Source organism: Pelomonas cellulosilytica, from assembly GCF_021353265.1.
GTDB lineage: Bacteria > Pseudomonadota > Gammaproteobacteria > Burkholderiales > Burkholderiaceae_C > Pelomonas > Pelomonas cellulosilytica.
The window spans coordinates 1-16,643 of record NZ_JAJTWU010000002.1 but is presented as its reverse complement, the minus strand read 5'-3'; the positions used below and the strand labels follow the sequence as shown (position 1 = coordinate 16,643).

Here is a 16,643-nt window from a genome sequence, read left to right as displayed (position 1 = left end):
GCGTCAGCGCGGACCGGAGGCGGGTCGGGCGGCGCGCAGCTGCTGCAGCTCGGCCGTCAACCACGTCGCGCTGTCCACGGGCGCCTTGCCCGGGCACCGCACGAGATAGGCCTTGCCGCTCATGCTGCTGGCGGACGCGCCGCGCTCGATGAACTGCTCGGTGGTCTTTACCAGGTCCTTGCCTTCCAGGTATTCGAGCTTCTTCAGCAAATGCGCCTTGGCCTCGGCGCCGGCGTACCAGCTTCCATTGCGGTTGAACTCGCAGCCGGAGGCCTGCAAACGGCCCAGCAACGCATCGACTTCGCTGCGGGCAGCGGGCGGCAGCGGCGTGGCGGCGGCCAGGCTGGCCAGCGGAAACAGGAGGAGGGTCAGGAGAGCACGCATGCCGCGATGCTAGAGCCCCGGCGTCAAGCGCGCTTTGCGCAAAAGCCGGCGCAAAAAGCGCGCAAGCAGACATGGCACGCCGCCGCCCCGCGCCGTATCCTCCCGCGCGCTCACCTCCATCCAGGCCCGCCCATGCCCCGCTACAACCTCCGCATCAACCAGCAACGGCACGCCGTCGAGGCGGCCGCCGACACGCCCCTGTTGTGGGTGCTGCGTGACCAGCTGAACCTCGTCGGCACCAAGTACGGCTGCGGCGTGGGCCAGTGCGGCGCCTGCACCGTGCATGTGAACGGCACGCCGCAGCGCAGCTGCCTCCTGCCCGTGTCGGGCGCGGCAGGGCTGGACATCACCACCATCGAGGGGCTCGACGCGAAGGGCAACCACCCGCTGCAGCGCGCCTGGCAGGAGCTGGACGTGCCGCAATGCGGCTACTGCCAGGCCGGCCAGATCATGACCGCGGCGGCGCTGCTGAAGCAGACGCCCAAGCCCACCGACGCCGACATCGACGCCGCGCTGAACGGCCACCTGTGCCGCTGCGCCACCTATGTGCGCATCCGCGCCGGCGTGCACCGCGCCGCCGAGATCGCCGCGCAGGATCGCCAGGGAGGGAAGAAGGCATGAGCGCCGCCCTCACCTCCCGCCGCGGGTTGCTCAAGGGTAGCGGCGGCCTGCTGCTGGGCCTTTGGTTACCGGGCACCGCCACGTCTGCCGGCGAGGACGTGGGCCAGCCCGCGAGCCTGGCCACCACCGCCGAGTTCAAGCCCAACGCGTTCATCCGCATCGCCACGACGGGCACGGTGACGTTGATCTCCAAGCAGCCCGAGATCGGCCAGGGCATCAAGACCTCACTGCCCATGGTGCTGGCCGAGGAGCTGGACGTGCGCTGGCAGGACGTGCGCATCGAGCAGGGCGACCTGGACCCGGCCTACGGCAACCAGAGCGCCGGCGGGTCGACCTCCACGCCCAACAACTACACCGACTTCCAGCGCCTGGGCGCCACGGCCCGCCTGCTGCTGCTGCGCGCCGCCGCGGCCCAATGGCGCGTGCCCGAAGCCGACCTGACGACCGACAGCGGCCAGGTGGTGCATGCGGCCAGCAAACGCCGCATCGGCTACGGCGCACTCGTGCCCGCCGCGGCACGGCTGCCCATGCCCAAGGCCGACGAGGTCAAGCTGAAGGACCCGCGCCACTACCGGCTGCTGGGCACGCGCGTGGGCGGCGTGGACAACGCGGCCGTCGTCACCGGCAAGCCGCTGTTCGGCATCGACGTGCGCCAGCCCGGTCAGCTGACGGCCGTATTCGTGAAGTCGCCCGTGTTCGGCGGCAAGGTCAAGAGCGCCAATCTGGACGCCATCAAGGCCCTGCCCGGCGTGCGCGACGCCTTCGTCATCGACGGCACGACCGACCTGCGCGGCCTGCTGCCCGGCGTGGCCATCGTGGCCGACCACACGTGGGCGGCGCTGAGCGCCCGCAGGCAGCTGCGCGTGGACTGGGACGAAGGCCCGTATGCGAGGCACAGCTGGCGCCAGTTTGTGCAGCAGGCCGACGCGTTAAGCGCCCGGCCCGGCGCGACCGCGCTGCGTCGCGATGGCGACGTGACCGCGGCTCTGCAGGGCGCCGCCAAGACGGTAACGGCGCGCTACGAGTACCCGTTCATCTCCCACGCCAGCATCGAGCCGCAGAACTGCACGGCGTGGTGGCGCGATGGCGTCATGGAACTCTGGGCGCCGACGCAGAACCCGGGCGCCGGCCAGAATCTCGTCGCCAGCACGCTCGGGCTGGCCAAGGAGCAGATCAAGCTGCACATCACACGCAGCGGCGGCGGCTTCGGTCGGCGGCTCAGTTCGGACTACATCGTCGAGGCCGCCGCCATCGCGCAGCGCGTGAAGGCGCCGGTGCAGCTGGTGTGGACGCGCGAGGACGACGTGCAGCACGACCACTTCCGCGCCGGTGGCTTCCACTTCCTTCGCGGTGGCGTGGATGCCAACGGCCGGCTGGTGGCCTGGCACGACCACTTTGTCACCTTCGCCAACCGCGTGGAGCGCGATGGCCGCAGCCAGCTCGTGCCGGGCAGTGGCGCGGCGCTGAGCGGCGACGAGTTCCCCGGCCGCTGGGTGCCGAACTGCCTGCTGGAGCAGACGCCCCTCGAATGCGGCATCCCGATGGGTCCGTGGCGCGCGCCGGGCAGCAACGTGTTCTGCTGGGTCGTCCACAGCTTCATCGACGAGCTGGCCCACGCGGCGGGCCGTGATCCGCTGCAGTTCCGCCTGGACCTGCTGGGCTCCGACGAGCAGAAAACCCCGACCGACGGCCGCGGCCTGCCCTACCACGTGGGCCGCATGCGCCGCGTGCTGCAGGAGGCCGCGCAGCGTGCCGGCTGGGGTGGCAAACCGCTGCCCAAGGGCCGCGGCCGCGGCATCGCCTTCCAGTTCAGCCACCGCGGCTATGTGGCCCAGGTGGCCGAGGTGACCGTCTCTCGCGACGGGGAACTGAAGGTGGACCGCGTGACGGTGGTCAGCGACATCGGCGGCCAGATCGTCAACCTGAGCGGCGCCGAGAACCAGGTGCAGGGCTCGGTCATCGACGCATTGGGCACGCTGCTGCACGCGAAGCTCGACATCGAGGACGGCCGCATCGTGCAGAGCAACTTCGGCGACTACCCGCTGATCCGGCTGGCCGAGTCACCGACGAAGATCGACGTGCACTTCCTGAAAACCGAGTTCCCGGTCACGGGGCTGGGTGAGCCCGCCTTCCCGCCGCTGGCGCCGGCGGTGTGCAACGCGATCTTCGCGGCGACGGGGCACCGGGTGAGGACGTTGCCGTTGTCGGCAACCGATCTGCGCTGGAGCTGACGCAGCCTGCCGGGCCGGCGCTAGGTCAGGCGGCACAAACCACCGTCGCCGCCTTGGCTCAGTGGAGCCTCAATAGTCAGACCTGCAAAATCCATTTCCACGCAACTCGCTGACGGGACGGCCCCGGCGAGCAGCGCGCGGTCATGACGCGTGGAGGAGCGGCTGACGCGATAGGTCGTCATTGGCACCCAAGACGCTGCTGAGCCCCGCCATCGCCGCTGCCAGAGAGGTCGTCCATACGGCGATCAAGGCCAAGTAAACGTGCTGCAGGCCGCCGGCCTGGACGTCACCGCGTCGTATCGATCGGCAGCGGCACTGAACCTCTGGCGACACTGCGGGGTCAGACATGGAGGCTGCCTGAACTCATGGACCGAGCTGAGCCAGCTATCAGTCTTCGGAGAGACCTTTCAGCATCCCCCTGAGGATCATCAAGCCATACGCCGCTGCGTCAGGCGGCGCTGGCTTGCCTTGCGGCGAGACTTCTTCAGTCTCGGATTGAAGGACTTGTGGGCAGCCCCCACGGCAAACAGTCTGCTCTACAGCGTCGGGACGGTGCCGCCATCGATGCGGTACTCGAAGCCCGCAGAGGATGCCGAGCGGGGCGATGCCAGGAACACGATCAGATCGGCTACTTCCTGCGGTGTGGCTGCCCTGCCCACCGGGATGCCACCAAGGGCGTCCATGATGATCTTCTTGCCACCCTCGCTGTCGGTGCCCGCATCGGCGCCAATACGCTTGGCGAATACCTCGGACGCCTCGGTCATTATCCAACCCGGCGCGACGCTCAGCACGCGAACCCCCTTAGGCGTGATTTCACGTGACAAGGCCTTGCTGTAGGTCGTCAACGCTCCCTTGGCAGCGGCATATGCCGTGGTCGCGTCGGGCAGCGGCAGAACACGCTGAATCGAGCTGACATGAACCACCACACCCGAGCCTTGCGCGAGCATCGACGGCACAAGTTCGCGGTCCAGGCGCACGGCCGGCAGGAGGTTCAGACTCAGCTCGGCGAGCCAGTCATCATCGGTGAGCGCGGTGAAGCCGCCGGTGGGCGCATGCGAGCCGCCAAGCACGTTGATCAGCAGGTCGACGCCGCCCCACTCTTTGAGAACGGAATCGGACAGGGTCTTCACGCCGTCAGCCGTCGTCAAGTCGGCGAGGACGTACGACACGCCTCCGACCGGGGCTTCCGGTGCCTTGCGGGCGGATGTCGCCACGCGGGCGCCTGCATCCACCAGAGCACGTACAACGGCGGCGCCAAGGCCCAGAGTTCCCCCGGTCACCACGGCTCGAAGGCCAGTCAATTGAAGGTCGAAACTCATACCGTGACCTCCATGTTCGCAATCAGTCCGCGCTCGAGGCGAAAGAAGAACTTCATGTCGAGCGGGCTGCCCTTGAAGTTGCCGACCACGTGCGCCTTCACGGCGTGAACGCCTTCGATCAGCGCCACGGAGAAGGGTTCCGCCGTGCAGGTGTACTTGGCGTCGGCCGCCTGCTTCCACGCCCGGATCGCGTCGCGACCGGTGAAGACGTGATCGTTGTCTTTGACTACGGCCTTCGGGGTGAAGCATTGCGCGACCTGGTCAGGACCTTGCGTGTCCGCCACGAAATACGCGGCGATCGGGTCAGGGAGGGTTAAAGAGGACATGGGTTGCTCCTGGGTTGGGACGGAACGAAGGATGCGGCCGCGTGTCCATTAATAGAATCTCCTAGATTCCGAATGAACTCTGTAGAGACAAGTACACAATGCGGGGCTCTGACTTCGCCGAGCTAAAGGCATTCGTCGCCGTCGTCGAGAGGCGAAGCTTTGCCCGCGCGGCTGAGCATCTGGGCTTGTCACCGTCCGCCCTGAGCCAGACCATCCGCCAACTGGAAAGCCGCATCGGCGCGCGCCTGCTGAATCGCACGACAAGAAGCGTCTCGGCGTCCGCGATCGGTGAGCAGCTCTATTCGCGTGTGGCGCCGCTGTTCCGCGAAATGGCCAACGCGGTGGCCGAGGCAAGTGATTCCACCGGACAGATAAAGGGAACTTTGCGGATCAACACGCTGGGCATCGCCGCAAGAGAGCTGATTGCGCCAAGGCTGCAGCGCTTCCATCGGGCGCACCCTGACGTAGTGTTGGACATCGTGGTGGACGACGCGCTGGCGGACATCGTGGCAGGCCGCTTCGACGCCGGGATTCGGGTCGGCGGCCAGCTCAAGAAGGACATGATTGCCGTCCGTCTGTCACCAGACATGAAGATGATGGCCGTTGCCTCCCCGGAATACTTGGCCCGCCATGGCACGCCCAAGATCCCCACCGATTTGCACGACCACGCGTGCATCAACTGGCGGCTCCAGACGGATGGGAGGTTCTATCGATGGGAGTTCGAGAAGCGCGGCAAGCGGCAGGAGATTGCCGTCGAGGGGCCTGTCGTCACCAACCATGCCGACATTGGCGTGGCCGCAGCGGTCAACGGTCTAGGTATCGCCTACCACTTCGAGGTGGATCAGGTCAGCGAGCTGGTCAAGCAGGGACGCCTGGTACAGGTTCTGCCTGACTGGACGATCTCTCGACCGGGCTTGTTTCTCTACTATTCCAATCGTCAGCATCGCCCTGCACTGCTGGGCTCTTTTATCGACTGCATGTTGGATCGCTAGCCGGTCGGTCAGTGGCAACCCTTTCCGCCATGCGGCCGACTTGGCTGGCCAGTAAGTCTTGGCTACTCATTGCGTCGCGTACGCAACGGGCAGCTCGCCGTGCAGGAGTTACCCAGGTACGGCATTGTCGTGACGACCATGACCTTCACCCATGTGCTTCTGATGGTCGGCAGAGCCGCACGCAGCCGCCTGGACTCACCGCCTGGCGCTGAGGTTGCGCAAAGCAGTCGCCGGTGGACTTCCGCATCCAGCCTCAGCCCGACATCAAGTCAGCGAGTGGCGGCTCTGCAGCGGGCGCGGACCTTCGACCTCAAGACCAATCGAGGTTCGAAATCGTCAGTCCATGAAGCGCGAGTAGCGCGCTAGCGCAATGACGTTCCCAATGAACGTGATGCTAAAACGACCACTGCCATAGCGCCTCAGCCACACCCCCAGCGTCGAACAGCATGAGCCCGCGGCGTACATCCTTGTATGTTTGCAGCAGGTCATCTCCAATGTCGCCGATGACAGGTTCATCGTCCAGCTCGGGAGCCGGATCAAACACTTCGCGGTAGTACCGGCCATTGAAGACCGACAGATTGGTCTGCGCACGTACCAGGAAATCTGCAGGCAGGTCGGGCAGGCCATCCTCGATGTTGGAATCGACCGATGGGAGCACGACGCCCAGCCCGTATAGGCGAGCCAGCCAAGACGCGGCATGCACTTCGGTGCGCTCAGACATCTCGTCTTCGCACCAGAGGCAGAAGCCTCGCGCGGCGGTGGCGAAGTCCAATACTGTCTGAGATTCGTTCGGCGTCATGCGCTGCACGGAATCCAGCGTGTCACATGATCACGCTGCCTGCGAGGGCTGCGCGTCCGCTCCAGCCTGACTCTGAAGTCCGCCGGGGATCGGCCGCTCATACCTTGGCGAGGAAGGCCGCCGCATCACCCGCTTCACACTTCCAGTCTGCGAAGACGCCAACCAGATTGCATTCCACGCAGTGGCAAGCGATGTAGTACCAGCGCACGTCATGTGTGCCCTCGTAGACGGAGACGCCGGACATAAGCTCGAACACCTCGTTCTCGCACACGCACTCGTGCGTCTCGGGCACGGCTTCTTCAACGTAGTCCGCGCTGTCGCCCATGAGGTGTGCCAGCCCGCAGTCGGTGCAGGTTCGGATTGCCACGCCAGCTTCTTCATCGGTCTGCAGTGCGAAAGTCCGGCACCCGCAATCGCATTTGGACGCGGCAAACCGGACGGCTTCATGACGATTCGCAACGCTGTAGCTGCGCAGCTCGGCTTGGGTGTCGCCGGACGTCGTCCCGTACCAGAACTCGCCCTTCTTCGTCAGTGCCATTGATGCTGCCCCGTTCTTCAAGGTGGGCTTCCCAGTCGCCCAGACGCCAAGCTTGCCCCGATCACTCGGATTCTGCCTGGAGACCCGGAGATTCGTCGTCAAGAGCCCGGGTCGCGGTGGTCGCAGACGATGGCTGCAGGCGTCCTTAAATGCCGAGCCTTGGAATTTGCAACCATCCGGCTGCCTCCGATTCGAACGGCTCACATCTGCCTGGGGGCCGAGATTGAAGACCGGGCGGTATGCAGCGGGTACGGCCGGTGGTACCCGGCGGAGGTACTCACGCTGACTGCCACCAGGCGGTCGCTCGCTCCAGCGGCGTGGCCCCCCCGCCTGCTGCCCTTCGGATCTCCGGGCAATCGCCAGCAGCACGCGTCGTCGCGACGCGAGTCGAGGCCGTACGGCAACCGATCGTGGACTCGCGGCCCTGGGGCAGGGGCAGCGGCAGGACAGGCGAGGATCGGGACAAACCTGCCCGTCCCTGTCCTCACCGCGGCGACCAGCTCCAGCAACGCTTGTGGATCTACTAATCAATTAGTACTATTCTCCTAGTACTTTTCGAGCCACATGACGATGCCCACCGTCCCCCACCCCACCGAAGGCGAGCTCGCGATCCTGCACGTGCTGTGGGACCGAGCCTGCCCCTGCACGGTGCGCGAGGTACACGACGCACTGTTACGCCACAAGGACACGGCCTACACCACGGTGCTGAAGATGTTGACCATCATGGCCGACAAGGGCCTGGTGCAACGCGACGAAAGCGGGCGCAGCCATCGCTACGCCGCCGTGTACGCCCAGCCGGCGGTTCAGTCGGTGATGGTGAAGGACCTGCTCCGGCGTGCCTTCGCCGGCTCGGCGCTGCAACTGGTGCAGCGCGCACTGGACGTCGACAAACCCAGCCGCGACGAGCTCGAGGCCATTGAGCGCCTGATCGCCGAGGCCAAGGCAGCACGCCGCCGGCGTGGCTGACCCTGGAAGCCTGCGATGAGCCTGTTCGAAACAGCGCTGGTGCAGTCCCTGCTGGACGCCTTGTGGCAAGACGCCGCACTCGCCGCGATTGCCGCCGCTACGCTCGCGGCAATGAGCCGGCGCACGCCCGCTGCACGGCATGCAGTGGGCCTGGCCTTCCTGCTCGCGATGCTCTTGCTGCCTGCAGCCCAACTGGCGCAGCAGTTGGGCAATGGGCTCATTGCGGAGCCCCGCGCCCCGACCCGGACGCTTGCTTCGGCGGTGGTGCATTGGCCGGGCATTGCATGGTTGGGCACGGCCAGCGACACCGGCATGACGGCACCGGCCTGGTTGGCCCGGGCATGGGTTCTGGGCGTACTGCTGATGCTGGGCCGCCTGGGCGGCGCTTGGTGGTGGGTGCAGGCGCTGGAGCGGCGCACGCCAGCGCAGAGCCTGCCGCCGCACTGGCGGCGGCGGGTCGATGCCTTGCTCTGCGCGATGGGTATCCGGCGGCCTGTGGTCGTGCGCGTGTTGGTCGACGTAGCGCAGCCGTTCACCGCGCGGGCCTGGCGCCCGGTGGTCTGGCTGCCGATCGCGCTGCTGACACGTCTGCCGGCGCCCATCGTCGAGGCCCTCATCGCCCACGAGCTTGCACATATCCAGCGGCTGGACTGGGTATGGAACGGCCTGCAATGCTTGGTCGAGTCGCTGCTCTTCTTCCACCCCGCGGTGTGGTGGCTGAGCCGTCGGGTGCGCGCCGAGCGCGAACACGCCTGCGACGACATCGCAGCCCAGATCTGCGGCGATCGGTTGGTCGTAGCCGAAGCACTGACGCAACTGGAGCGACTGCGCGACCCCCTACCCTTGCTGGCGCAGGCGGCCGCCGGCGGGGTGCTTCGGCAGCGTGTCCACCACCTCCTGGCGCTGCCCAGGCCAGCGGCGCCCGGCAAGGGCCTGGCCGGCGGCGTTGCGACCCTGCTGCTGGCGCTGGCCGGGGCCGCCAGCCTGTGGGCGGGGCAAGTGGCAGTAGCCCTTCCCGATCAGCCAGCCGCCGCCGTTGCGCCCGATGAGCCGGACTTCCCAACCGACCCATGGTGGACACGCGTCGGCGAGTCGATACGCTTGCGCAGTCGCGTGGATGGCCATCTGCACGACTACCACACCTGGGTGGACTGGCGCGGCGAACGCCACGAGACCTACCGCATCGATGGCGTGCCGAAGGCGGTGGACGACGGCGTGAGGCTGTGGGTGGCGCAGCGCCATTTGCGGCCCACGCCACCTGTGCCACCTGTGCCACCTGCGCCACTTGCGCCACCGCCCCCGCCGGAACTGCCTGAAGTCGCATTGCCGCCGTTGCCACCGCTGGCCAACATGGCGACGCCGCCCCCATCGCCTCGGCGCTGAGCCGGCGCGACCCAACGGGCGCATGCGTCATTCGGCGATGCGCCCATTTCTTCACTCCAAATTACTAATCTATTAGTAGATCTAGGAGCTCGTTGATGATCTTGTCGAAACCTGGCCTACGCGCCGCCTCCCACCGGCCGCTTCCAGTCCTACGCCGCGCCATGCGTGGCGTAGTCATCGCCGCCGTTCTGCTATGCGGCTTAGAGGGCAGCGCCCTTGCCGCTTCAGCCGAACCGCAGCCCGATGCGCCGCTGAACGCCGCCGAGCGCCGCACGATCGTCGACACGCTGGTGCGACAGCTGCGCAGCCGCTATGTCTATCCCGAACGCATCGAGCCGCTGTTGGTGCGGCTGAGCAAGCGCTCTGACCAGGGGGCTTACGACGGAGCGACCACGGTTGGCGCGATGGGCCAGGCGCTCGACCACGACTTGCGCGAGCACGACGAAGACCGGCACTTCCGCGTAGCCTTCGAGCCCGACGTGCAGCCAGCACCGGCCGCCGAGCCCCCCAAGCCGACCCGCGAGGAAATCGAGCGCGGCCGGACCCAGGCCGCACGCATGGGCTTTGGCATCACCCGCATCCAGCGGCTGCCCGGGAACATCGGCTACCTCGACCTGCGCGGTTTCGGACCGACCGAGTTCGTCGCCCCAGGCTACGACGCCGCGATGCGGCTACTGGGCGGTACTGACGCCTTGGTGCTGGACCTGCGCAACAACGGCGGCGGCGAGCCCACCAGTGTCAGCTACCTGCTCAGCCACTTCTTTGCTGAAGGCGACGAGCGTCATCTCAACGACATCTATGACCGTCCGACCAACACCACGCGCGAGTACCGCACCATGCCGATCGGCGCGCCGCGTTACTTGCGGCCGATCGCGGTGCTGACCTCCAAGAGCACCGCCTCAGGCGGCGAAGAATGCGCCTATGACCTGCAGACCCAGCGGCGCGCCACGCTTTATGGCGATTCCACGCGCGGCGCCGCCAACCCGGGCGAGATGGTGGCGCTGGGTCACGGCCTTGCGGCCTTTGTGCCCACCGGCCGAGCGATCAATGCGGTGACAAAGAAGGATTGGGAAAAGGTCGGCGTCGCGCCTGACGTGAAGCTGCCCGCACTGGATGCGCTGGCGGCAGCGTATTTGGCGTTGCTCGAACAGCGGGTGCGCGAAGAGAAAGACCCCGACGAACTGGGCCAGTTGCAAGGCATCCTGGTCAAGGCTCGGGCGGGCGCCATCGACCTGCCCGTCTACACCCCCAGGCGCTAGCGGCCTGCGACCGGCTGCACACGCCGCTAGGACCGACCGCAACGCTGGCGCCCGGCCCCAATGTCAGCCGCTGGTCGGCCGCTCGGCGTCGTCTGTCTTCATCGCGAGCTTGGACGTCCGGGTGGTCTTCTCACGCGTCGAAGGCAAATGCACCAGGCTTCGTCGCGCCGGAGGGCTCGATCCGCAAACTCAGCGGAAATCAGCAAGACGATTCGAGACACGGCGGTGGTCCTGGTCGGCGGACGCCTGTTTCGTCGTCAAGTCCCGTCAATCGCCTTACTCGTGGCCTCGGGCAATCGCAGCTGGAAAGACCATCACCAACCAGTCGATGAACGCCCGCAGCCGATGCGTCAGATGCCGCGACTGCGGGTACACGACATGGAATGGATACGGAGCGGGTCGCCAGGGCGCCAGGATCTCTTGCAAATTGCCAGCGCGCAGGTCCGCTTCGGCCGCATAGGCAAAGGTTTGCACGATGCCCAGGCCTGCAAGGCAGGCGGCCAGGTGCGCGTTGCTCTCGTTCACGCCCACGCGGTACTCGATCTTCAGTTCCGTGCGCTCACCCTCGCGCTCGAAGCGAAACGGCACGGCGCGCCCGTTCTGGCTCGACACATAACTCACGAGCCTGTGGCCATTGCGCAGTTCCTCGGGATGGGCGGGCGTGCCGTACTGCTTGAGGTAGCCCGGCGTGGCGCAGGTGATGAGCGTTGCTTCGCCGAGGCGCCGCGCCACCAGCGACGAGCTGTTGAGCGGACCACCGCGGATCACGCAGTCGACGTTGTCGCCGATGAGGTCCACGGACCGGTCTGAAACGCCGAGATCCATGCGGATGTCGGGATAAAGGGCCATGAAGCCCGGCAGCAGGGGGATGAGCACATCGCGGGCCGTCGAGCCGCCCACGTCCACGCGCAGGTGCCCGCGCGGCTTGCCGCGGGCGCCCCTGAACGACGCGTCGATGTCCTCCAGGTCGCGCAGCACGCGGGTGCACTTGGCGTAGTAGTCCTGCCCCTCCGGCGTGACGGTGACCTTGCGCGTCGTGCGTTGCAGCAGCCGCACGCCCAGGTGCGACTCCAGTTCCTGCACGTGCTTGCTTACCGTTGCCACCGGCATGTCGAGCGAATCGGCCGCGCGGGTGAAGCCGCCGGCCTCGACCACACGGGCAAAGGAGCGCATTGCGAGCAGCTGATCCATCTCGAAACTCCGAAGGTCCGATCTGCAGGCCTCCATTTTCCATGGATGTGGATAGTCATTCCATTGAATTGCATTTTTCAACGAATCGAGTCTGCCTAGAGTTGCACCCATGCCGACTCGAAAGACGGCCTCTCGACAGTCCCTCGAACCCCGCAACCCAAGAAATGGAGCCTCTTATGAACAAGTCCCTCGAAGGCAAGGTCGCCCTCGTGACCGGTGGTAGCACCGGCATTGGCCTGGGTGCCGCCAAGGAACTCGCCGCCCAGGGCGCGCGCGTCTTCATCACCGGCCGCCGCCAGGCGGAGCTCGACGCTGCAGCCGCAGATATTGGCCCTAACGCCACCGCGCTGCGCGCCGACGCCTCGGTGATGTCCGACCTGGACGCCGTCTACGCCCAGATCTCGCGCTCGGCCGGCAAGCTCGACATCCTCTTCGCCAATGCCGGCGGCGGCGACATGCTGCCACTGGGCGCCATCACCGAGGAGCATTTCGACCGCATCTTCGGCACCAACGTTCGCGGCGTGCTGTTCACCGTGCAGAAGGCGCTGCCGCTGCTGACAGACGGCGCTTCGGTGATCCTGACTTCTTCCACCACCTCGATCCAAGGCACCGCCAACTTCAGCGTCTACAGCGCCAGCAAGGCTGCGGTGCGCAACTTCGCCCGTTCCTGGGCGTTGGACCTGAAGGCCCGCGGCATCCGCGTGAACGCCATCAGCCCCGGCCCGATCCGCACACCAGGACTCGGCGGCCTGGTGCCTGACGAGGCGCGCCAGGGCCTTTTCGACTTCCTGGCTTCCCAGGTGCCGCTGGGTCGTCTCGGCGAAGCCAGCGAAATCGGCAAGGCCGTGGCATTCCTGGCCTCGGATGCCTCCAGCTTCGTCAACGGCATCGAGCTGTTTGTCGACGGCGGCATGGCGCAGGTTTGAGCACGCAGCCCTCTGGAACTCGCTAAGGAATTGACATGAGTGATGCAAGCATGAGCGCCAAACAACTGTTGCTGGCCTACCTGACCCAGATTCAGAACCCTGCGAAAGCCGCCGAGGTCTTTGCGGAGGATGGCATCCTGGAACTGCCGACCATCGGTGTTCGGGTGCAAGGCCCGGCAGGCGTCGAAGCGCTCGTCGGGGGCCTGCTCCAGAAGGTGCCTGAGTTCAAGTTTGGCGAGCCGACGGTCTTCATCGAGACGCCTGACCGGGTCTTTGCGGAGTACTCGGTCCAGGCGGTCGTGGCTGACACGGGCAAGACCTACACCCAGACCTATGCGGGGGTGCTGATCGCGGAGAACGGCAGGATCAAGCTGCTCCGGGAGGCCCTGGATACCGCCGCCGCTGCCCAAGCCTTCCGGAAGGACTAGACCGACAAGTTCCGCAGTTCATGGCAGTCGGGAGCCGCACGGCTCACGCCGCCGGCGGCCACCACCAGCGTGGGGCCAAACATGTCGGCGTCCTCGCGGGACTTGCCCATGCGGGCCTTGCGGGCGAATAGCGGGGCAAGTGACGCTTCAATCTGAGACCAGGGCACGCGCCGACCGAGAACCGCGAGCGGATGGCGGGGATCCACCATGCCATCCAGCCGTGCGCCGAAGAAGTCATCGGTCGCCATTGCCTGCCCTCCAGAACTCCCAGAAATCAATGGCCATTGGATTTGATTCTGGGAGTTCCGACCGTCGGCATTCACCCCGCATCACCAGGGTTCATGCGGGTTCCAGGCGTTTTGCAGGGCCGGCTCAATACCAGTCCGCCGGAGACAACTGGCCCGCATCCACCTGCATGAATTTGTACAGCGGAAGTCCCGTCCATTCGGTCAGGTTGAAAACCGTCGTGGAATCCGCGAGCTTCCGGACCTCGACGTTGGCGATGGACAAGGGTTGCTGCGACCGGCACACGGTCGGCGCGACGGAGGGGCGGACAAAGTAAACCGCGCTCTCGCTGGTGGTCGAGGCGTTGGTGACCCGGGTCGCCGTCACCGGATGGCCCTCGCCATTGCCTTGCACCAACAGGGCCGTTTCAACATCGATGCCGATGCCACGCGCCGTCTTGCTGCCGCTGGACGAGGCCGGTAGTACCCCGCCACTGCACCCGAAGCTGCCGCCAGACAGGGTCGTCGGAGCGACGATCCGGGAAATAAAGGTCACGAGACGGCCCATGCGGTCCCGGCTGTCGAAGTGGGAGTCGAGGATGAGACTCTCCAGTGCCGGCGGTGCGATGAAGCCGCCAGTCAAACTCAAGGGTGACGGGTCGAACGTGATGTCCTTGTAGTACGGGTCCAGCATCGATTGCTCGGACGTGGCCGAGTTGTAGAGCGCCGAATAGTCGAACTGCCCGAGCACGGCCAGCCCGGCGCTGGTTCCTCCGATCGGAACGTTCTTCTGCATCAATGCCTTCAGCGTCTGCTCCAGCGCCGTCCCTTTCCAGAAACGGATGTAGTGGCTCTGGTCGCCCCCGGCGATGAAGACGACGTTCGCCTTGGCGACGATGGCATTGACGGCGGCGCTGTTAGCGGCCTTGACGCTGGGGATGACCAGCGTTTCGACAGAGGTCAGGCCGAGCGATGCGCCGCCCACCCACTGGTCGGCGATTTGATTGGAGGTCGACAGTGATTCATCGCTGTAGAAGATATAGGGGTTGTAGGCATCCGTGCCTGTGGCGCGAATCACCAAAAAACGCCCTCCGCTGGCTCGGGTGATGCCTGCACGCTGAATGAGCCAGCGAAAGGCCGGATCCACGTCCGGGCCTCCGCCCATCAGCACGAATGACGGCGCTGGGCGGGAAGTCGGCGCGGTCACGGCGGCGTTGACATCACCCACCGCGAAATAGGAATACAGCGGAACCGGTTTGGCGATCTCGAATTTCGCTTCTGCATGGACCACGCCTGTCGAGCAGGCAACAAACAAGGCCAGCGCGGCGCCGCCTAAACCTCGGCAAAACCTTGCAAGGACGGGAGATAGAGAAAACAAAGACATGAATTTTCCTGAGTATTACGGGCTGAGGCGGAGCTTCCGCGTGCAACTTAGCTGGCCTTGGAGCGTCTTGCCGCGCTCAGCATCAGCAGCAGGCCGCCCAACATCAACGCATAGGTTTCGGGCTCCGGCACCGGCGCAATACCGAAGGTCAAGATACCCGAGTTCCAGACTCCCTCCGCCTCGTCAAACGGCAGATCCTTGTAATAGTCATGAAATTCAAGGCGCAGAACTCCATCGCCGCCAACGTGGAAGGCCTGACTGTCGGGACGAAAATCGTGGAAACCCGTGTAGCGTTGGGTACCGTCAAAATCATCGCCGTCACCCGGCGTGAAGGTGACGCCGTTGCCAAGCCTGTCGCTGAACGTCAACTGCATCTCCGACAGGTAGCTGCCCGGATTGGCAGTCAAGGTCACGTCCCACTTGAGGCTGTAGATCAACGCTCCCGCGCCGACGTACAGCTCCTTGACGATATTGCTGACCGCATCGCGCTCGTCAAAGTCGGCAATATTGGAGACGTTGAAAGTCACCTCGGTGGGCGCCGGATTCTGTTGCAGTGCATGGACATCGCCGAGCTGACCCGCCCGTGCCACCCCTGCACCAAATACAACGACACCCAAGGCTGAGAACGCCAAGGCGCGCAAATACTTTCCTGCAATCATCGAACCCCCATGCTATGAAATAGATAAAGCGCGGGGTAGCAACCCAATATCTCAGCATTCCTCGGCGCGCCAACTGCGCCAATGTAGACCGGCCATATCGCCAAACCAACCCCTAAAAGGGAGTTACCCGGAATGGCGGAAAACGCATCAAGAATCCGTAATAGCTCCTTTTGGGCGATCGCCTGGCCTCTACAAAACTCCGACCTGCCTCATGCCTTTCACAAACCGCCACTGTGGCGAACGCATGCGGCCACCACCGTTCGCGCAAGGGCGAGAACGCTGCCGTTGTGCAGTGGGATTTGCGCTGGGGCTGACGTGCCAGCTACCGAGCCATGCACCCCGCGACAGGTCTACAACGCCATTGAAGGAGGCATCCGGTTGGTCGCCCGGCCACGGGCTACCGTGGCGGTGGGCCGTTGCACTGCCGCCAGCCCGGCGGCGCCAATAGATTGCTCCAGCGCTGCGAAGCACTCTGCCAGTGCCAGATCGTGTCTTCAGTGGCCAGATAGACATCGCGAGGTCCCGGCACGCCCCTTTCGGATCGCGACGGCTCTACGGCAAAGCCCGTGAGCAGGAAGGGCCGGTCTGGCGCCGATGGCAGCGCCGCGCCGCAGGGCGTGTTCAGCCATGAATCCGGTGTGCACACGCGTAAGGATCCCGGCCGGACTTCCACTTTCACGCGAGGGCCGTTGCCTCCGAAGTCATCCGCCCGGTCATTGATGGCATGTTCCTCAATATCGCCACCCTCCAAGAACCAGCCCTTGTTGGATCCAGCCGGCCTGCTCAACGCTCCGGCATAGACAAACGCCCTGTTATTGCGGACTTCCAGCAGCAGGCCCACCCACCGCATCCGCCATTCGGACCGCCCGGGTGACTTCTCAATCACCACATAGTCAGACCTGCAAAATTCATTTCCACGCGACTCGCTGACGGGACGGCCCCGGCGAGCAGCGCGCGGTCATGACGTGTGGAGCAGCGGCTGACGCGATAGGTCGGCATTGGCACCCAAGACG

General features: G+C 65.5%; 18 protein-coding genes. 8 read left to right on the top strand and 10 right to left on the bottom strand.

Annotation, left to right across the window (positions count from 1 at the left end):
- Positions 1 to 3: 3 nt before the first annotated feature.
- Positions 4 to 384, bottom strand: coding sequence for a YfeK family protein (locus LXT13_RS04065; RefSeq protein ID WP_233370337.1), 381 nt, complete (start codon positions 382 to 384; stop codon positions 4 to 6).
- A gap of 132 nt (positions 385 to 516) precedes the next feature.
- Here LXT13_RS04065 and LXT13_RS04060 point away from each other — a divergent pair, with 132 nt between their 5' ends.
- Entirely contained in the window at positions 517 to 1,005 is a 489-nt protein-coding gene (locus LXT13_RS04060) for a (2Fe-2S)-binding protein (RefSeq protein WP_233370336.1), read from the top strand.
- Entirely contained in the window at positions 1,002 to 3,236 is a 2,235-nt protein-coding gene (locus LXT13_RS04055; RefSeq protein ID WP_233370335.1) for a xanthine dehydrogenase family protein molybdopterin-binding subunit, read from the top strand. The genes LXT13_RS04060 and LXT13_RS04055 overlap by 4 nt, the downstream gene beginning before the upstream one ends.
- A gap of 536 nt (positions 3,237 to 3,772) precedes the next feature.
- On the opposite strand, the gene LXT13_RS04050 is transcribed toward LXT13_RS04055, so the two are convergent.
- Together LXT13_RS04050 and LXT13_RS04045 are read right to left on the bottom strand one after the other, a co-directional pair.
- Positions 3,773 to 4,555, bottom strand: coding sequence for an SDR family oxidoreductase (locus tag LXT13_RS04050; protein WP_233370334.1), 783 nt, complete (start codon positions 4,553 to 4,555; stop codon positions 3,773 to 3,775).
- Positions 4,552 to 4,881: a nuclear transport factor 2 family protein gene (locus LXT13_RS04045; protein WP_233370333.1), complete on the bottom strand. Its 330-nt coding sequence runs from the start codon at positions 4,879 to 4,881 to the stop codon at positions 4,552 to 4,554. Before LXT13_RS04045 ends, LXT13_RS04050 begins: the two co-directional genes overlap by 4 nt.
- A gap of 98 nt (positions 4,882 to 4,979) precedes the next feature.
- Between LXT13_RS04045 and LXT13_RS04040 the strand changes: the two genes are divergently transcribed.
- Positions 4,980 to 5,873 (top strand): LysR family transcriptional regulator, encoded by an 894-nt coding sequence (locus tag LXT13_RS04040; protein WP_233370332.1) that lies wholly within the window; start codon positions 4,980 to 4,982, stop codon positions 5,871 to 5,873.
- Between the two features lie 394 nt (positions 5,874 to 6,267).
- On the opposite strand, the gene LXT13_RS04035 is transcribed toward LXT13_RS04040, so the two are convergent.
- Entirely contained in the window at positions 6,268 to 6,672 is a 405-nt protein-coding gene (locus LXT13_RS04035; RefSeq protein ID WP_233370331.1) for a DUF5063 domain-containing protein, read from the bottom strand.
- A gap of 97 nt (positions 6,673 to 6,769) precedes the next feature.
- Positions 6,770 to 7,210, bottom strand: a complete 441-nt coding sequence (locus LXT13_RS04030) for a hypothetical protein (protein ID WP_233370330.1) — start codon at positions 7,208 to 7,210, stop codon at positions 6,770 to 6,772.
- Positions 7,211 to 7,774: 564 nt separating this feature from the next.
- On the opposite strand from LXT13_RS04030, the gene LXT13_RS04025 reads away from it, so the two are divergent.
- The 3 genes from LXT13_RS04025 (at position 7,775) to LXT13_RS04015 (ending at position 10,818) form a co-directional block, all read left to right on the top strand.
- Entirely contained in the window at positions 7,775 to 8,176 is a 402-nt protein-coding gene (locus LXT13_RS04025) for a BlaI/MecI/CopY family transcriptional regulator (RefSeq protein WP_233370329.1), read from the top strand.
- Positions 8,177 to 8,191: 15 nt separating this feature from the next.
- Entirely contained in the window at positions 8,192 to 9,559 is a 1,368-nt protein-coding gene (locus tag LXT13_RS04020) for a M56 family metallopeptidase (RefSeq protein ID WP_233370328.1), read from the top strand.
- Between the two features lie 161 nt (positions 9,560 to 9,720).
- Positions 9,721 to 10,818, top strand: a complete 1,098-nt coding sequence (locus LXT13_RS04015; protein WP_233370327.1) for a S41 family peptidase — start codon at positions 9,721 to 9,723, stop codon at positions 10,816 to 10,818.
- 276 nt (positions 10,819 to 11,094) lie between these two features.
- On the opposite strand, the gene LXT13_RS04010 is transcribed toward LXT13_RS04015, so the two are convergent.
- Positions 11,095 to 12,009 carry a LysR family transcriptional regulator gene (locus tag LXT13_RS04010; protein WP_233371201.1) on the bottom strand — a complete coding sequence of 305 codons (915 nt, stop codon included), beginning with the start codon at positions 12,007 to 12,009 and terminating at the stop codon, positions 11,095 to 11,097.
- 176 nt (positions 12,010 to 12,185) lie between these two features.
- Here LXT13_RS04010 and LXT13_RS04005 point away from each other — a divergent pair, with 176 nt between their 5' ends.
- Both LXT13_RS04005 and LXT13_RS04000 read left to right on the top strand, forming a co-directional pair.
- Positions 12,186 to 12,935 (top strand): SDR family NAD(P)-dependent oxidoreductase, encoded by a 750-nt coding sequence (locus LXT13_RS04005; protein ID WP_233370326.1) that lies wholly within the window; start codon positions 12,186 to 12,188, stop codon positions 12,933 to 12,935.
- Positions 12,936 to 12,970: 35 nt separating this feature from the next.
- Positions 12,971 to 13,363 (top strand): nuclear transport factor 2 family protein, encoded by a 393-nt coding sequence (locus LXT13_RS04000; RefSeq protein WP_233370325.1) that lies wholly within the window; start codon positions 12,971 to 12,973, stop codon positions 13,361 to 13,363.
- On the opposite strand, the gene LXT13_RS03995 is transcribed toward LXT13_RS04000, so the two are convergent.
- The 4 genes from LXT13_RS03995 to LXT13_RS03980 all read right to left on the bottom strand — a co-directional run bounded on the left by LXT13_RS03995 (position 13,360) and on the right by LXT13_RS03980 (position 16,471).
- On the bottom strand, positions 13,360 to 13,611 hold the full coding sequence (locus tag LXT13_RS03995; protein WP_419964641.1) for a hypothetical protein: 252 nt from the start codon (positions 13,609 to 13,611) through the stop codon (positions 13,360 to 13,362). The genes LXT13_RS04000 and LXT13_RS03995 overlap by 4 nt on opposite strands.
- A 124-nt stretch (positions 13,612 to 13,735) precedes the next feature.
- The gene (locus tag LXT13_RS03990; RefSeq protein ID WP_233370324.1) at positions 13,736 to 14,971 is read right to left on the bottom strand and encodes a cyanophycinase; all 1,236 of its coding nucleotides are present in this window, start codon (positions 14,969 to 14,971) and stop codon (positions 13,736 to 13,738) included.
- 47 nt (positions 14,972 to 15,018) lie between these two features.
- Entirely contained in the window at positions 15,019 to 15,630 is a 612-nt protein-coding gene (locus LXT13_RS03985) for a PEP-CTERM sorting domain-containing protein (protein WP_233370323.1), read from the bottom strand.
- A gap of 397 nt (positions 15,631 to 16,027) precedes the next feature.
- Positions 16,028 to 16,471, bottom strand: a complete 444-nt coding sequence (locus LXT13_RS03980; protein ID WP_233370322.1) for a hypothetical protein — start codon at positions 16,469 to 16,471, stop codon at positions 16,028 to 16,030.
- Positions 16,472 to 16,643: the final 172 nt, after the last annotated feature.